Source organism: Methylobacterium sp. NEAU K, from assembly GCF_030700285.1.
Classification (GTDB): Bacteria; Pseudomonadota; Alphaproteobacteria; order Rhizobiales; family Beijerinckiaceae; genus Methylobacterium.
Map to the genome: position 1 here is coordinate 24580 of NZ_JAUYZJ010000012.1, position 15376 is coordinate 39955.

The following is a 15376-nucleotide window of genomic DNA, read 5'->3' on the forward strand; positions in this document are numbered from 1 at the left end:
CCGCCCGATGACCGACGCCGATCCCGACCCGCAGGACGCCGCGCGCATCAAGCAACTGGAGACCCTTGACCGGCTCGCGCAGAATTTCGGCCGGAGCCTCGATTCGGCGCTGACCCGCGGCACCGCCTCGGGGCGCAGCCTCGACGGCGTGCTCGGCACCATCGGCACCAAGCTCGCGGGCGCGGCCGCCCGGGCCGCCGCCGGGCCGATCCGCTCCGGCATCACCGGCCTGGTCAATGCCGTGCTGGGGGCGGGCTCGGGCAGCGAGACCGGCTTCGCCCGGGGCGGCGTGTTCCTGGGCGGCCGGGTGCGGCCGTTCGCGTCCGGCGGGGTGGTGGCGGCGCCGACCTACTTCCCGATGGCCGGCGGCACCGGCCTCATGGGCGAGGCCGGCCCCGAGGCGATCCTGCCGCTCGCCCGGGGCCCAGACGGCCGCCTCGGCGTCGCGTCCGGCGGGGCGTCGGCGCGGCCGGTCTCCGTGACGGTGAACATCGCAACCCCCGACCCGGGGGCCTTCCGCCGCTCCGAAGCACAGGTGACCGCGAGCCTCGCCCGCGCCGTGGCGCGGGGGCAGCGGGCGACGTGATCGCGGGTGTCGCCTGCGCCAGCCCTCAACAGACGAGCCTGCCATGTCCGACGCCTTCCACGAGGTGCTGTTTCCCCTCGACGTGTCGTTGCGCGGCAGCGGCGGACCGCAGCGGCTGACCGAGATCGTCACGCTAGCCTCGGGACGGGAGCACCGGAACGGCCGCTGGGCCGATTCCCGGCGCCGCTACGATGCCGGGTTCGGCCTGCGCGGCCTCGACGCGCTCCACGCCGTTCTGGCCTTCTTCGAGGAGCGGCGCGGACGCCTCTACGGCTTCCGCTATCGCGACCGGGCCGATTGCCGCTCCGGGCCGCCCGGCCGGGCGGTCGGGCCCCTCGACCAGCTGCTCGGCACCGGCGACGGCGCCACCGCGGCGTTCCCGCTGGCCAAGACCTACGGGTCCGGTTTCGCGCCCTATCGCCGCCGCATCGCCAAGCCGGTGGCCGGCAGTGTCCGGGTCGCGGTGGCCGGCCGGGAGATCGGCGCCGATGCCTTCGCGTGCGATCCGGCCACCGGCATCGTCACCTTCGCGGGCGGGCGCGTCCCGCCGGCCGGCACCAGTGTCACGGCGGGCTTCGCCTTCGACGTGCCGGTCCGCTTCGACACCGACGACCTCACCATCGACCTCGCGGCCTTCACGGCCGGCGAGATCCCGAAGGTGCCGCTGGTCGAGATCATGCCCTGACGAGGCCTCCCCATGCGAACCTTGCCGGATGCCTTCGCGGCCCATCTCGCGGGCGGCGTGACCACCCTGTGCCGCTGCTGGTCGCTGCGGCGGCGGGACGGCACCGCCCTCGGCTTCACCGACCACGACCGCGACCTGACCTTCTCGGGCCTCGTCCACGCCGCCCGCACCGGGCTGGAGGCCGCGGAGGCCAGCGCCGAATCCGGCTTCGCGGTCTCGGGCGGCGACGTGGCCGGCGCGCTGAGTTCGCTGGGCCTCACCGAGGCCGACATCGCCGGCGGCCTCTACGACGGCGCCGCGGTGGAGACCTGGCTGGTCGACTGGACGAACCCCGACACGCGCCTGCTGATCGATCTGGGCACGATCGGCGAGGTGCGCCGGGAGGGCGACGCCTTCGTGGCGGAACTCCGCGGGATCGCCCACCGGCTCGATGCCGAGCGCGGCCGCAGCTACCGCGCCACCTGCGGCGCCGATCTCGGGGATGCACGCTGCCGGGTCGATCTTGCCCCCTGGCGCACCGCCGGCCGCGTCGACGGCATCCCGGAGCCCGCGACGCTCGCTGCGACCCTGGCGGGCCGTTTCGCGGATGGGCTGTTCACCAGCGGCAAGCTCACCTGGACGGAGGGCGCCAATGCCGGGCTCGCGGCGGATGTGCGGCTCCAGCTCGGCGGGCTGATCGAGCTGTGGACGGTGCCGCCTCGGCCTGTGGCCCCCGGAGACGGCTTCACCCTCACGGCCGGCTGCGACAAGCGGCTTTCCACCTGCCGCGACCGCTTCGCCAATGCGGTCAACTTCCAGGGTTTTCCGCACATGCCGGGCAACGACGCGGTGGTGCGGGCGGTGCCGGCCTCGGAGCCGGTCCTCGACGGCGGGAGCCTGTTCCGATGAGCGCGATGCGGCGGGACGTCGGCGTGGCGGCGCTCGGGGAGGCCCGCCTGTGGCTGGGGACGCCCTACCGGCACCAAGCCTCCCTGCGCGGGGTCGGCTGCGACTGCCTCGGGCTGCTGCGCGGGGTCTGGCGCGGGCTCTACGGGACCGAGCCCGAGGGGGTGCCGGGCTATTCCGCCACCTGGGCGGAATCCGCCGCCCCCGGCACCGACCCGCTCACCGAGGCGGCAGCCCGCCACCTCGTGCCGGTGCCCGGCCTGCTCGCCGAGGCGTCGCCCCGGGCGGGCGACGTGCTGCTCTTCGCCTTCCGCCGCCACCTCCCGGCTCGCCACTGCGCCATCGCCACCGGCGACGGCGCCATGATCCACGCCCACGACGGCGCCGCCGTGACGGAGGTGGCGCTCACCGCTTGGTGGCGGCGGCATCGGACGGGGGCTTTCCGGTTTCCAGACCCGTAGGTCGGGTCAGGCCGCCCGCACCGTGGCAAGGAAGGTGGCGACTTCGCCGCGGAGCTGTTCCGACTGGCGGGAGAGTTCCGCCGCCGAGCCGAGCACCTGTCCCGCCGCCGCGCCGGTCTCCTCGGCGGCCTCGGCGACATCCGAGATGGTCCGCGTGACGTCGCCGGTGGCGGAGGCCGCCTGAGACGTGTTGTGCATGATCTCCCGGCTGGCGATGCCCTGCTGGGTGATCGCCGACGCCATCGCGATGGCGACGTCGCTGATCTCGCGGATGCGCGCGCCGATCGTCTGCATCGCCTGCGCCGCGAGACCGGTCGAGGTCTGAACCTGGGCGATCCGCTGGCCGATGGTTTCCGTCGCCCGCGCTGTCTGGGCGGCGAGTTCCTTCACCTCGCTCGCCACCACAGCGAAGCCGCGACCGGATTCCCCGGCCCGGGCAGCCTCGATCGTGGCGTTCAGAGCGAGCAGATTGGTCTGCCCGGCGATCTGCGCGATCAGGTTCGCCACGTCGCCGATCTCCGTCACGGCGGTCTTCAGGACCGAAACGTGTTGAGCGGTCCGCTCGGCCTCGGCCACGGCGGCCTGGGCGAGACTCGCGGAATCGCCGGCCTGGCGGCCGATCTCCGTGACCGAGGTCCCGAGTTCCTCGGCTGCGGCGGCCGCGGCGTTCACGGTCTGCGCCGTTTCCTCGGCGGCGCTCGCCACCGTGACGGATTGCTCGGCGGTGCCGCTGGCGGCCGTGCTCATGGCCGAGGCGGTCGCCTGGAGTTCCGTGGCCGCGGCCGAGACCGTGCGGACGATGCCGCCGATCGCGGCCTCGAAGGAATCCGCCAGCGCCGTCATGGCGCGGCGGCGCTCGGCCGCGGCGGCCGCCTCCGCGGAGCGCCGGATCTCGGCCTGCTCGACGGCGTTCCGGGCGACCAGAGCGCGGATCTCGTCGACGGCACGCGCCACCATGCCGATCTCGTCGCTCCGACGGACCTCGGTGATCTGGGCATCGGTCTCGCCCCGGGCCATCCGTTGCAGCACGGCGACGAGCCGGCTGAGCGGCCGGCTGATGCCGAACAGGCCGACGCCGGTCGCGGCGGCGAGGCCGGTGAGGAGGCCGAGGCCCGTGCAGATCCAGAGTTCGGAGCTTGTCGCCTCGATCCGTGTGGCGACCTCCCGCGCGCCCGCCTCCATGTGGGCGCTGACACTCTCGCACAACGCGGTGGCGTCGCGGACGAGGACGGGAAACGTCGGATCGATCCTGGTGTGGACCAGAGCCAGGGCCGCGTCGTTCTTGTTGACCTCGCCGAGGGCGCGCACCGCTGCGGCGTCCGCGACGAAGCGTTCCGCCTGCTCCCGCACCGGGTCGATCTCGGAACGCAGCTCCGGCATCTCGGCGGCGAGCGTGGCGAACGCCTGCCGGAGTGCGGACACCGCCGTCCCCACCTCCGCGCTCGCCAGCCGGATCTGGCCGTCATCGGTCTCGGCGATGGTCCGGTAGACCGTATAATTCGTCTGATAGATCAGGCGAATGACGGTCCGCGCGAGCTGCGCCGCCTGCGCCTCGTGGGCGACGAAATGCGCGTAGCGCGCACCGATCACGTCCATGCGGTCGGTCGCGCGCCAGACACACGCTGAAACAATAATTCCGATCATGATCACGATGGCAAAGATTTTTTGTGGTACTTTAAAGGTTAGATGTGAAAACATTCGCCTTCTCCGGAATTAATCTAATGCATAAGTTCGAACTATGCGTAGGATAGACGCGAACCATAGCTCTGCACGACTGCGATCGAATTGAGAAAATTCGATCAATTCTGCGCGATCGGGTCGGTTGTGGCCGGATATGCACAGCCATTCCTTAGAAACCGGGGCCCGCCATGGCGACGCTGATCCTGTCCACGGCCGGCGGGGCCCTGGGCACCGCCCTGGGCGGGCCGGTCGGGGCGGTGGTCGGGCGGGCGCTCGGCTCGGTCGCGGGCTCGGCCCTCGGCGACGCCCTGTTCGGCTCCGGGCGGCATACGCGCTTCGTCGAGGGCCCGCGGCTCGCCGACGTGGCCGGGCTCACCTCCACGGAGGGGGATCCGATCCCCCGGGTCTACGGCCGGGCCCGGATCGGCGGCACCCTGATCTGGGCGACGCGCCCGCGGGAGGTCGCCAACACCACGGTCGAGCGGGCCGCCGCGCCCGCGAAGGGCATGGGCGGCCAGAAGACCGTGCGGACCCGCTACGCCTACTTCGCCAACCTCGCAGTCGGGCTGAGCGAGGGCGAGATCGCCTTCGTCCGCCGGATCTGGGCGGACGGCAAGGAGATCGACCAGGTCGGCCTGACGATCCGGGTCCACACCGGCGGCGCCGACCAGGAGCCCGACCCGCTGATCGTCGCCAAGGAGGGGCCCGGGAACGCGCCGGCCTATCGCGGTCTCGCCTACGTGGTGTTCGAGAACCTGCCGCTCGCCGATTTCGGCAACCGCGTCCCGCAATTCGCCTTCGAGGTGATCCGCCCGGTCAACGGACTGTTCGGCCGGGTCCGCGCCGTCGACCTGATCCCCGGTGCCGGTGAGTTCGCCCTCGATCCGGACCGCGTCACCGTCGATCTCGGCCTCGGCCGGACCGAGGCGGCCAACCGCCACCAGCTCCAGCGCGCCACCGACGTGATCGCGTCGCTCGACGCCCTCCAGGCCCTGTGCCCGAACCTGCGCCGGGTCGCCGTCGTGGCGACGTGGTTCGGCACCGACCTGCGCGCCGGATCCTGCCGGGTGGTGCCGAAGGTCGAAACCGCCGGCAAGCACACGAAGCCGGAGGCCTGGAGTGTCGCCGGGATCACCCGCGACGGCGCCGAGGTTGTGTCGACCCTGCCGGACGGCACGCCCGCCTATGGCGGCACCCCGTCGGATGCCGGGCTGACCCGGCTGGTGGCCGACCTCGTCGGCCGGGGGCTGGAGGTGCTGCTCTACCCCTTCGTGATGATGGACGTGCCGGCCGGCAACGGCCTGCCCGACCCGCGCCGGCCCGGCGCGACCCAACCGCCCTTTCCCTGGCGCGGGCGCATCACCTGCGATCCGGCACCGGGCGTCTCCGGCAGCCCGGACGGCACCGAAGCCGCGGACGCGCAGGTCCAAAGCTTCTTCGCGGGCGGCTACCGCGCCGAGGTGCTGCACTATGCCGGCCTCGCGGCGCAATGGGCTGCCTCCGGGGTGCGGATCGCGGGGTTCGTGATCGGCAGCGAGTTCGTCGGCCTCACCCGGGTGCGCGGGGCCAAGGGCTATCCGGCCGTCCAGGCGTTCCGAAACCTCGCCGCCGCGCTGCGCGGCCGCCTCGGCGCCGGCGTCACCCTGGTCTACGGCGCGGACTGGACCGAGTACGGCGCCCATGTCGGCGACGGCGGCGCCACGATCCGCTTCCCGCTGGACGACCTGTTCGCGGATCCCAACATCGGCGCGGTCGGGATCGACTGGTATCCGCCGCTCTCCGACTGGCGCGACGCGCCGGAGCACGCCGACCTCGCGGCCTCGGGCAACATCGCCGACCGCGCCTACCTCAAGGCCGGCGGCGCCTCCGGGGAGGCCTTCGACTGGTACTACGCCGACGCGCAGGGCCGCGCGGCCCAGGACCGCCGCCCGATCACCGACGGCGCCTACGGCAAGCCCTGGATCTATCGCCCCAAGGACTTGCTCGCGTGGTGGTCGAACCCGCATGTCGAGCGCGACGGCGGCGTCGAGACCCGCGCCACCGCCTGGGTGCCGATGGGAAAGCCGATCTGGCTCACCGAGGTCGGTGTGCCGGCGGTGGACAAGGGCACCAACGGCCCCAACGTCTTCCCCGATCCGAAATCCGCCGACGGCGCCTACCCGCCGGAATCCCGGGCCCTGCGCGACGAGCTGATCCAGCTGCGCGGGCTCGAGGCGGTGATCGCGCGGTTCGATCCGGCGGCGCCCGGCTTTTCGGAATCCGACAACCCGGTCTCGCCGGTCTATGGCGGCCGGATGGTCGATCCGGGCTCGATCTTCGTCTGGTCCTGGGACGCCCGGCCGTTCCCGGCCTTCCCCGCCGTGCAGGCGGTCTGGGCCGACACCGCCAACTGGCGGGTCGGGCACTGGATCACAGGACGGATCGAGGGCTGCGACCTCGACCTGCTCGTCCGCCGCATCCTTGCCGATTTCGGCTTCGACGGAGCGGTCTCCGTGGAGGCCGCCGCCTATCTCGACGGCTACGTCGTCGACCGGCCGCTCTCGGCGCGGGCCGCCCTGGAGACCCTGGCGCAGGTCTACGGCCTCGACGTCTCGGCGGTGGCCGGAACCCTGCGCCTGCGCGGGCCTCGCCGCGACCGGCCGGTGGTGCTCGCGGAGGCCGATCTCGTCCGGCTCTCCGAGGAGAAGCCGGTCCTACGCCAAGTCCGGGCCGAGGAGAGCGCGCTGCCGCGCTCAGTCGAACTCGGCATCACCGAGTCCGAGAGCCCGGAATACCGCCGTGCCATGGCCGCCGCCGTGCGGCCGGCGGGCGAGCGCCGGCGCGAGACCCGGATCGAGGCGGCGATCGTCACCCGCCGGGAGACCGGTGACGGGCTCGCCGAAGCGCTGCTCGACCGGATCATCGCCGCCCGGGACAGCGCGGTCTTCACCCTCAGCCCGCGCCGGGTCGAGCTGGAGCCCGGCGATCTCCTGGCGGTCCCGTCCGACGTGCCCGGCGGGACGGTCCTGCGCAAGATCGACCGGATCGACGACGCGCCCACCGGCCGACGGATCGAGGCGAGCGGCGTGCCGCCCCGGGCCGGACCCGGGCGCGGGCTGCCCCGCAGCCCGGCCCTGCCGGCCGGCGCCACGCCGGCCTTCCCGGGGCCGCCCTTCGCGCTGGTCCTCGACCTGCCGGTGGACCGCGGCAGCCCCACGGTGCTGCAATACCTCGCGGTCGCCGGCGAGCCCTGGCCCGGGGAGGCGGCCGTGTGGCGGGCCGAAGGCGAGGGGCCGTTCGCGCTCCACGGCATCGTCGACTACCCGGCCTGCCTGGGCCGGACCATCTCGGTGCTGCCCGCCGGGCCGCTCTGGCGGATCCAGCGGGGCGTTCACCTCGATGTCGCCCTGCGCAGGGGCGGGGCGCTCGCCGCGATCGGCGAGGCTGCCATGCTGGCCGGCGGCAACCTGTTCGCGCTGATCGGGCCGGACGGCACGGTCGAGCTGTTCTGCGCGGCGCAGGCGGTGCTCACCGGCCCCGATACCTACCGGCTCTCCGGGCTCCTGCGCGGGCTCGCGGGCAGCGAGGCGGCTTCCGGCCGGTCCACCCCGGCGGGCAGCCTGATCGTGCGCCTCGACGATGGCGCGGTGGTGCCCCTGGTGGAGCGGCTCGACGCGGTCGGCCGCGGCTTCCGCTACCGGGTCGGCCCGGCCGCCCGGGACCCGGGCGATCCGGCCTTCACGGCGTTCGCCGCCACGGCCGGCCTCGCGGCGCTCCGGCCCCTGCGGCCCGTCCACCTGCGGGCCCGCCGGGAGGCGCAGGGCGTGCGGCTCTCCTGGATCCGCCGGGCACGCCGCGACGGCGACGCTTGGGAGCCCGCCGAGATCCCGCTCGACGACCCGGAGGCCTACGCGGTCACGATCTTCTCGGCCTCCGGCGTCCCCCTGCGCCAGGTCCGGGCCGAGGCGCAGCAGCTCCTCTACGCCGACGAAGCGGGTGATTTCGGCGGCCCGCAGACGATCCTCGACGCGTCCGTGGCGCAGATCGGGGCCGTCGCCGGCCCCGGGCCCGCCTGCCGCGCCCGCATCCCGGTCCGATCCGCCTGAACCCCGGAGCCCGCCCCATGACCGACGCCACGCCCCATCTCGGCCTGCCGCTGATCGCGGCGAGCCAGGCCCAGAAGCACGTGACCCACAACGAGGCGCTCGGCCTCCTCGACGCGCTGGTGCAGCTCGCCTGCCTGGACAAGGACCTCGCCGCGCCGCCCCCCAGCCCCGCCGAGGGCGACCGCTACCTCGTGGTCGCGGCCGATCCGGTTGGGGCCTGGACGGGCCTCGCCGGGCAGGTGGTGCGTTACAGCGACGGCGTCTGGACCGGTGCGGTGCCCCGGGCCGGCTGGTTTGCCTACCTGATCGACGAGGCCGACCTCTACGTCTTCGACGGCACGGTCTGGGCGAGCTTCCGCCGGACGCTGACGGCGATCCAGAGCGTGACCCGGCTGGGCATCAACACCGGGGCGGACGCCACCAACCGCCTCGCGGTCAAGTCCGACGCCGCGCTGCTGACCTGGGACGACGTCACGCCGGGCTCCGGCGACATGCGGATCGCCGTCAATAAAAGGGCGCCGGCCCGGGATGCCGCGCTCGTCTTCCAGACCGGCTATTCGGCCCGGGCCCTGCTGGGGTCGCTCGGCGGCGACGACTTTTCCCTGAAGGTGTCGCCCGACGGCGCGGCCTTCTTCACCGCGCTCACCGCCTCCGCGGCGACAGGCGGGGTGGACTTCGCCTCGACCGAGACCGTGCTGGCCTCCGCGGCGACCACCGACATCGGCGGCACCGGCACCCGTCGCGTCCTCGTCACCGGCACCGCGACGATCACGCGCTTCGGCGGCGGCGCCGACCGGGAGCGGTTCCTGCGTTTCGCGGGCGCCGCGACGCTGGTCCACGACAAGGAGATGCTCGCGCTGCCGACCCGGGCCAACATCGTCACGGCCCCGGACGATACCTGTATCGCTACGTCCGACGGCGCGGGCCATTGGCGCGTGCGCCACTACCAGCGCGCCGACGGCACGCCGCTGGCGCTGGGCGTGCAGGCCCTGGCGCCGAACGGCTATGTCCGGCTCGCCAACGGCCTGATCCTGCAATGGGGTCTCGCGACCGGCGCCGACCCGGACGTCTCGGTGACGTTCGCGACCGCGTTTCCGAATGCCTGCCTGGGCGTCTGGGCGCAGCCGGTCGCCCGGGACGCCGGGGCGCTCTACGGGACGCAGGTGAGCGACGTGAGCACCGCCGCGTTCACGATCCGCAACCGCTGCGCGACGGGCGGCACGGTCACGGGCGCCGGCAACGTCCCGACCTACTGGCTGGCGCTCGGGTGCTGAAGCGGGCTCGACGGATCCGGTTCGAACGGGCTTCCAGGTTCTGCTGCACGTGTTTGACATGCCGCGCTCTTCCCTTCCCGCTCGCGGGGAGGGGCGCCCGTGATGTCCGGCGCGGGGCGACGTCTGAACGATCGAGCCTGGCTTGAGCCGGAGCTTGCCGCGCTTCACCGGCCCGGCGGCGCGGCATCGGCCGGTGCGAGGGCCGCCAGCAGCGCGGGCTCGATCGTCGCGTAGCCCGCTGCGGTTAGGTGGATGCCGTCTTCGGTGACGTCCGGGCGGAGTGCACCGGCGGCGGTGGCGAGCGGCGCGTGATAGTCGATGAGCGCCGCCGCGCTCGCTGCGCAATGCGCGCGGATCCAGGCGTTCAGCGCGCGGATGCGCGCGACCGGCCGCAATTCGGGGCGCCAGCCCCCGAAGTCGCTCGGCATCACGGTGCCGATCCACAGCGGCAGACCGGCCTCGAAGGCCAGCCGCGCCATGGCGGCGATGTTGTCCCGGATCACCATGTCGGAGACCCGGCCGTCGATCTCGGCGATGTCGTTGATGCCGCAGAGCAGATGGATGCCGCGCGCGCCCGCCGCATCTCGCAGGAACCGGGCGCGGATCTGCCCGCTCGTCTGGCCCGGGATGCCCCGGGCCACGAAGCCGTGCCGCGCGAAGGTCTCGGCCCGGTAGGCGCCCCAGGCCGCGGTGATCGAATCGCCGATGAACACCAGCGGCCGGTCCTGTCCGCTTCCCACGATCCCCCCGTCCGCGACGCGCCGGCTCCTTAGCGCGGCCGCGCCCGGCATGCCACCGCCCGGAGAGGTCCCATGTCCGCAGCCACCGGTTCGGCCCGGATGCCGGGCGACGTGTTCGGCGCCGAATGCCGGCGCCTCGGACCCCGCCTGATGCGGGATCTCGACCTTACGGAGGTTCAGGCCGCGGGCCTTCTGGGCAATCTCGGCCATGAGAGCGGCGGGTTCCGCCAGCTCCAGGAAATCGCGCCGGCGGTCGCGGGCTCCCGTGGCGGCTGGGGCCTGGCGCAATGGACCGGTCCGCGGCGCTTGGCCATGGAGGCGTGGTGCCGGGCGCGCGCCCTCGATCCGGCCTCCCCGGAGGCGGGCTACGGCTACCTCTGCGCGGAACTGCGCACCACCGAGGCCGGGGCGCTCGTCGCCCTGCGAAAGGCTCCGACCCTCGAGGCGGCCACAGAGAGGGTGTGCCGGCTCTTTGAGCGACCGGGCGTGTTCGCCCTCGCCAGCCGGATGGGCTGGGCCCGTCGGGCACTCACGGCGCTGCGCGACGGTCCCGCCGGGCCGAGTCCCGAATCCCGGAAACCCAGATCCCGAGCCGGCCGGGTCCGCCGCGCGACCAACCGAGGAGATCGATCATGACGCACCTCATCCGGGCGGGGCTGGCGCTGGCCGGCGCGGCGATCCCGTTCGTCACCCTGTTATCCCCGGCGCTGGCCGGCGCAACCGCGCAGACGGGCGGCGTTGCGATACCCTGGGGCGACTGGCTGGTCGCCCTGCTGCAGCCGGTCTCGGCCGTGCTCGTGCCGCTCGCCGCCGCCGCCGTCACGGCGGGCGTCGCCCGGGTCGCGCCCTGGGCCGCCTCCCTGCTCACCCGGGAGCGCATCGAGGCCGCGATCCGGGCCGGGGCCGAGTACGGCCAGAACGCCGTGGCCGGCGCCGCCCGGGGCCGGACGGTGAGCGTCGATCTCGGCTCCGCCGTGGTCGCAGCCGGCGCCCGGCACGTCCTGGCGACCGCGCCCGCCCACGTCGTCCGCAAGGCCGGCGGGGCCGAGGGCATCGCCACCCGGATCTTCCGGGCTCTGCCGCTCGACCCGCAGGCGAGCGTCGGGAACGTCCTGGCGCCGGCCCTGGCACAGCTCCAGGGCCGGGAAGGGCACGGAGCCGGCACCGTGCACCGAGCCTGACGGCGCGCCGGGGCTCGGCTTGTCCGCGCGACGCCGGCCCGGCGCGCTCTTCTCCCCCTCGGCGGCCCACCGGATTCACACAGTGCCCAACGGGGCACGGGCGCCGTCTCCTGAAGCGGAAGGGGGCGCGTCCTGTCCTGCGCGGGCCGACGGGTGAACATCATGGCCCGCCAGGAGGGGGGCAGGGAGGTGGGCAATGGCGCAGCGTATCGAACGCGTGCGGCCGGAGCCGACGGATGGGTCCGGTCGCGCAGGGGGAGGGGTATGCCATGAACGCCGTCCGCCACCCCCCGCGCAGTCCCCTCGGGGGCGCCCCCGGCCCGGACGCCGCCCTCGGCGGCCGGGTGCGGACGATCCGCTTCCCGCCCTACTGGCACGCGTGGTTCGCGCGCCAGACCGAGCTGCGCCTGGCCGCCCTCGACGAACTCGTCGACGAGCATGTCGAGCGGCGGGTGCTGCGCCGGTACTTCCGGCGGCTCAAGCACGCGGCGCTCTTCGCCTTCGTCACCGCGGCGGCGGCCGCGCACTGGTTCGCGGACCAGATCGCGTGGCTCGTCGAGCGCATCCCCGCGCTGCGGGCGTTCTGGAACCTCGTCGTGGGGGGGGCTTGAGATGAGCCTGCGCTGGGACCGTGTCCTCGACCGCGCCTGGCTGGCCCTGTCCGGGGCCGGTCTGATCGCGCTCACGCTCCAGCTGGGCGCACAGCTCGGCGCCCGGCGCTGGTCGTGCGGAGCCGGGGCGACGGTTCTGGCCGCGCATGCCGCCGTGCCGGAGGCCCCGGTCCGGGCGGACCTTCCGACCGGATGCCGGGACGGCCCCGAGCCGGCCGGCGACCGGCCCGCGGCGCATCCCGGCCCGGCCCGGTGACGAGGCCGGCCGATGGGCCTGTGCGGGCCTGCGGGCGCGATGGAACGGGGAGGCCCGTGGGCCGTCGTGCCGGCACCATGCCGTCCGCCATCAAAGAGTTCGGGATTCGACAGTGCCGATGGTCTGCCGGGTTCGCGCCGTCGGGCCCGCAGATCCGTATTCACGGCGCATTCAGTGCGCTCGGCCCACACCTCCCGCCAATGCGCTACGCCATCGCCCTCGTCGCCATCAGCCTGACCGCCGCGGCCCTCGCCGCGGGCGGCCTCGGCTCCATGGCCGACGACGGCCCGGCCCCGCAGGCGGCGTCCGAGGCCGACCCGGCGCCCCTGCGGATCGACGCCTGCCTGTCGCCGGCCGACATGCGCGAGGAGGTCGGAGAGCGGCGGGTGATCGCCCCGGTGGCGGCGATCCGGGCCGCGCGCACGGTGATCCCCCGCGCCGAGATCCAGCGGGCGAGCCTGTGCCGTCACGAGGACGGCCTCGTCTACATGCTCACCGCCTTGCGCCGGGACGGCCATTTCGTGCACGTCATCGTCGATGCCCGGACCGGGAAGGTCGCGGGACAATATTGATCGGGCATCATACCCGCATCGGAATGGAGTGAGCCGTGCGACTGCTCGTCGTGGAGGATGACCGGGACATCAACCGGCAGGTGGTCGCGGCGCTGGAGGAGGCCGGCTACGTCGCCGACAAGGCCTATGACGGCGAGGAGGGCGGCTATCTCGGAGAGAGCGAGCCCTACGACGCGATCATCCTCGACATGGGCCTGCCCAAGGCGGACGGCGTCACCGTCCTCCAGAAGTGGCGCCGGGCCGGCGTGAAGACCCCGGTGATCATCCTCACCGCCCGGGACCGCTGGTCCGACAAGGTCGACGGCTTCGATGCCGGCGCCGACGACTACGTCACCAAGCCGTTCCACATGGAGGAGCTGATGGCGCGGGTCCGGGCGCTCCTGCGCCGGGCTGCGGGCCACGCCTCCAGCCAGATCGCCTGCGGGCCCGTCACCCTCGACACGCGCTCCGGCAAGGTCTTCGTCGACGGCGCCCAGGTGAAGCTCACCAGTCACGAATACCGGCTGCTCTCCTACCTGATGCACCATACCGGCCGGGTGGTCTCCCGTGCCGAGCTGACCGAGCACCTCTACGACCAGGATTTCGACCGGGACTCGAACACCATCGAGGTGTTCGTCGGGCGCCTGCGCAAGAAGCTCGCCGTGGACCTGATCCAGACCGTGCGCGGCCTCGGCTACCTCGTGGATCCCAACCAGCCGCCGGCGCGGGTGTGACAGGGGTATCGATTCACGGGATGTTGCTCGGTGGGGCTGAATGCGGCGCCCCGTCATTCCGGGGCCGCGCAGCGGAGCCCGGAATCCAGGTCCGCGGCGCGTTCCCTCACCCGCGCGTCGCATGAAAGATGACACCGATCCCCCAGCCGTCGAGCCGATGAGCACGGTCCTCGCTCTCTTCTCCCTGCGCCGCCGCTCGATCGCGGTGCGGCTCGCCGTGTCGGCGTTCCTGTCGAGTTCCGCGATCCTTCTGATCGCGGCCTGGATTCTCACGACCCTCTACAGGGAGAACACCGAGCGCGCCTTCGACAGCCGGCTCCTGGTCTTCACCAACAACCTCGCCACGGATCTCGTCTCGCCCAACGATCCCGAGAGCCGGACCTTCTCGCTCGGCGACCCGCGCTTCGACCTGCCGCTGTCCGGGTGGTACTGGCAGGTCGGGAAGCCCGACGCGAAGCCGCGGGATCTGCGCACCTCCCGGTCGCTGGTCGGCGTGCCGCTGCCGCCCGCCACGGATTCGGAGGGCAAGGTCGGGGTCGGGCAGATCCGCCAGGGCTACGGCAAGGCCCAGGACGGGCGCCTGCTACGCATCATGGAGCGCGACGTCGATCTCGGCGAGGAGGGTCGCTACACCGTGCGGGTCGCGGGCCCCGCCGACGAGATCGTCAATGATGTCGACCGGTTCCGCAATTCGCTGACGATCACGTTCGGCCTGCTCGGCCTGTCGCTGGCGATCACCACGCTGCTGCAGATCCGGTTCGGCCTCGCGCCCCTCAAGAAGATGCGCGCCGCCTTGGGCGCCGTGCGTCGCGGCGAGGCCGACCGCATCACCGGCACCTACCCGCGCGACATCGCCCCGCTCACGGGCGAGGTGAACCTCCTGATCGAGACCAACCGCGAAATCCTGGAGCGCGCCCGCACGCAGGTCGGCAACCTCGCCCACGCGCTGAAGACGCCGCTCTCGATCATCGTCAACGAGGTCGGCGCGTCGGACGCCCCCGAGGATCTCTCGCGCAAGATCCGCGAGCAGGCGGCGGTGATGCGCGACCAGGTGAACTACCACCTCGACCGGGCCCGGGCCGCCGCTCTGGCGGGCACGCTCGGCACCTCCACGGAGGTCGAGCCCGCGCTGGCCGGCCTCGTGCGCACCTTCGGGAAGATCTACCGGGACAAGGACATCGCCTACGACGTCCATGTCCCCCCGGGCCTGCGCTTCCGGGGCGAGCGCCAGGATTTCGAGGAGATGGTCGGCAACCTCGTCGACAACGCCTCGAAATGGGCCCACGGCCGGGTCGCGATCCGGGCCGAGGCGGTGGCCCAGAACGACTATCCCCACCTCGTCGTCGCCATCGAGGATGACGGCCCCGGCCTGCCGCCGGAGGCGCGCCAAGCCGTGCTCGGCCGGGGGCGGCGGCTCGACGAATCGAAGCCCGGCTCCGGCCTCGGCCTGTCGATCGTGGCGGATCTCGCCGCCCTGTACAGGGGGCGCTTCACCCTGGAGCAGGCGGCGCTCGGCGGCCTGCGGGCGGTGCTGGAGGTGCCGGGCGACGCGCCGGTCGGGGCCGCCAGCCACTGATCCGGCACCGCGTGTCTCCGATACCCGCGCGGCGGGACGCGGCCTCATGGCCGGGTGCCGGCCCCTTGTCA

General features: G+C 73.5%; 15 protein-coding genes. 13 read left to right on the top strand and 2 right to left on the bottom strand.

The genetic code is table 11. From position 1 onward, the window contains the following. Nucleotides 1-7: 7 nt before the first annotated feature. The 4 genes from Q8W67_RS11880 to Q8W67_RS11895 are packed head-to-tail and all read left to right on the top strand — an operon-like array spanning nt 8 to nt 2617. Nucleotides 8-586, top strand: a complete 579-nt coding sequence (locus Q8W67_RS11880) for a phage tail tape measure protein (protein ID WP_305545595.1) — start codon at nt 8-10, stop codon at nt 584-586. 43 nt (nt 587-629) lie between these two features. Continuing rightward, nucleotides 630-1271, top strand: coding sequence for a DUF2460 domain-containing protein (locus Q8W67_RS11885; protein WP_305545597.1), 642 nt, complete (start codon nt 630-632; stop codon nt 1269-1271). Nucleotides 1272-1283: 12 nt separating this feature from the next. Continuing rightward, on the top strand, nt 1284-2159 hold the full coding sequence (locus Q8W67_RS11890) for a DUF2163 domain-containing protein (RefSeq protein ID WP_305545599.1): 876 nt from the start codon (nt 1284-1286) through the stop codon (nt 2157-2159). Beyond that, the gene (locus tag Q8W67_RS11895) at nt 2156-2617 is read left to right on the top strand and encodes an NlpC/P60 family protein (protein WP_305545601.1); all 462 of its coding nucleotides are present in this window, start codon (nt 2156-2158) and stop codon (nt 2615-2617) included. The genes Q8W67_RS11890 and Q8W67_RS11895 overlap by 4 nt, the downstream gene beginning before the upstream one ends. A 6-nt stretch (nt 2618-2623) precedes the next feature. Here the strand turns inward: Q8W67_RS11895 and Q8W67_RS11900 are convergent, their stop codons facing one another. Further along, the gene (locus Q8W67_RS11900) at nt 2624-4213 is read right to left on the bottom strand and encodes a methyl-accepting chemotaxis protein (protein WP_305545603.1); all 1590 of its coding nucleotides are present in this window, start codon (nt 4211-4213) and stop codon (nt 2624-2626) included. Between the two features lie 272 nt (nt 4214-4485). On the opposite strand from Q8W67_RS11900, the gene Q8W67_RS11905 reads away from it, so the two are divergent. Together Q8W67_RS11905 and Q8W67_RS11910 are read left to right on the top strand one after the other, a co-directional pair. Beyond that, complete coding sequence (locus Q8W67_RS11905) at nt 4486-8382, top strand: glycoside hydrolase/phage tail family protein (RefSeq protein WP_305545605.1); 3897 nt, start codon at nt 4486-4488, stop codon at nt 8380-8382. Nucleotides 8383-8399: 17 nt separating this feature from the next. Next, nucleotides 8400-9656, top strand: a complete 1257-nt coding sequence (locus tag Q8W67_RS11910) for a DUF2793 domain-containing protein (RefSeq protein ID WP_305545607.1) — start codon at nt 8400-8402, stop codon at nt 9654-9656. 164 nt (nt 9657-9820) lie between these two features. Here Q8W67_RS11910 and Q8W67_RS11915 read toward each other — a convergent pair whose 3' ends face one another. Further along, the gene (locus Q8W67_RS11915) at nt 9821-10396 is read right to left on the bottom strand and encodes a GDSL-type esterase/lipase family protein (protein WP_305545609.1); all 576 of its coding nucleotides are present in this window, start codon (nt 10394-10396) and stop codon (nt 9821-9823) included. A gap of 72 nt (nt 10397-10468) precedes the next feature. Between Q8W67_RS11915 and Q8W67_RS11920 the strand changes: the two genes are divergently transcribed. The 7 genes from Q8W67_RS11920 (at nt 10469) to Q8W67_RS11950 (ending at nt 15305) form a co-directional block, all read left to right on the top strand. Then, nucleotides 10469-11032 carry a phage tail tip lysozyme gene (locus Q8W67_RS11920; RefSeq protein ID WP_305545611.1) on the top strand — a complete coding sequence of 188 codons (564 nt, stop codon included), beginning with the start codon at nt 10469-10471 and terminating at the stop codon, nt 11030-11032. Further along, nucleotides 11029-11577 (top strand): hypothetical protein, encoded by a 549-nt coding sequence (locus Q8W67_RS11925; protein WP_305545613.1) that lies wholly within the window; start codon nt 11029-11031, stop codon nt 11575-11577. The genes Q8W67_RS11920 and Q8W67_RS11925 overlap by 4 nt, the downstream gene beginning before the upstream one ends. A 269-nt stretch (nt 11578-11846) precedes the next feature. Further along, the gene (locus Q8W67_RS11930) at nt 11847-12188 is read left to right on the top strand and encodes a hypothetical protein (protein ID WP_305545615.1); all 342 of its coding nucleotides are present in this window, start codon (nt 11847-11849) and stop codon (nt 12186-12188) included. Between the two features lies 1 nt (nt 12189). After that, nucleotides 12190-12444: a hypothetical protein gene (locus Q8W67_RS11935; protein WP_305545617.1), complete on the top strand. Its 255-nt coding sequence runs from the start codon at nt 12190-12192 to the stop codon at nt 12442-12444. A 200-nt stretch (nt 12445-12644) separates the two neighbouring features. Beyond that, nucleotides 12645-13016, top strand: coding sequence for a PepSY domain-containing protein (locus Q8W67_RS11940; protein WP_305545618.1), 372 nt, complete (start codon nt 12645-12647; stop codon nt 13014-13016). 35 nt (nt 13017-13051) lie between these two features. After that, nucleotides 13052-13729 carry a response regulator transcription factor gene (locus Q8W67_RS11945; protein WP_305545620.1) on the top strand — a complete coding sequence of 226 codons (678 nt, stop codon included), beginning with the start codon at nt 13052-13054 and terminating at the stop codon, nt 13727-13729. 157 nt (nt 13730-13886) lie between these two features. Continuing rightward, nucleotides 13887-15305, top strand: a complete 1419-nt coding sequence (locus Q8W67_RS11950; protein ID WP_305545622.1) for a sensor histidine kinase — start codon at nt 13887-13889, stop codon at nt 15303-15305. Nucleotides 15306-15376: the final 71 nt, after the last annotated feature.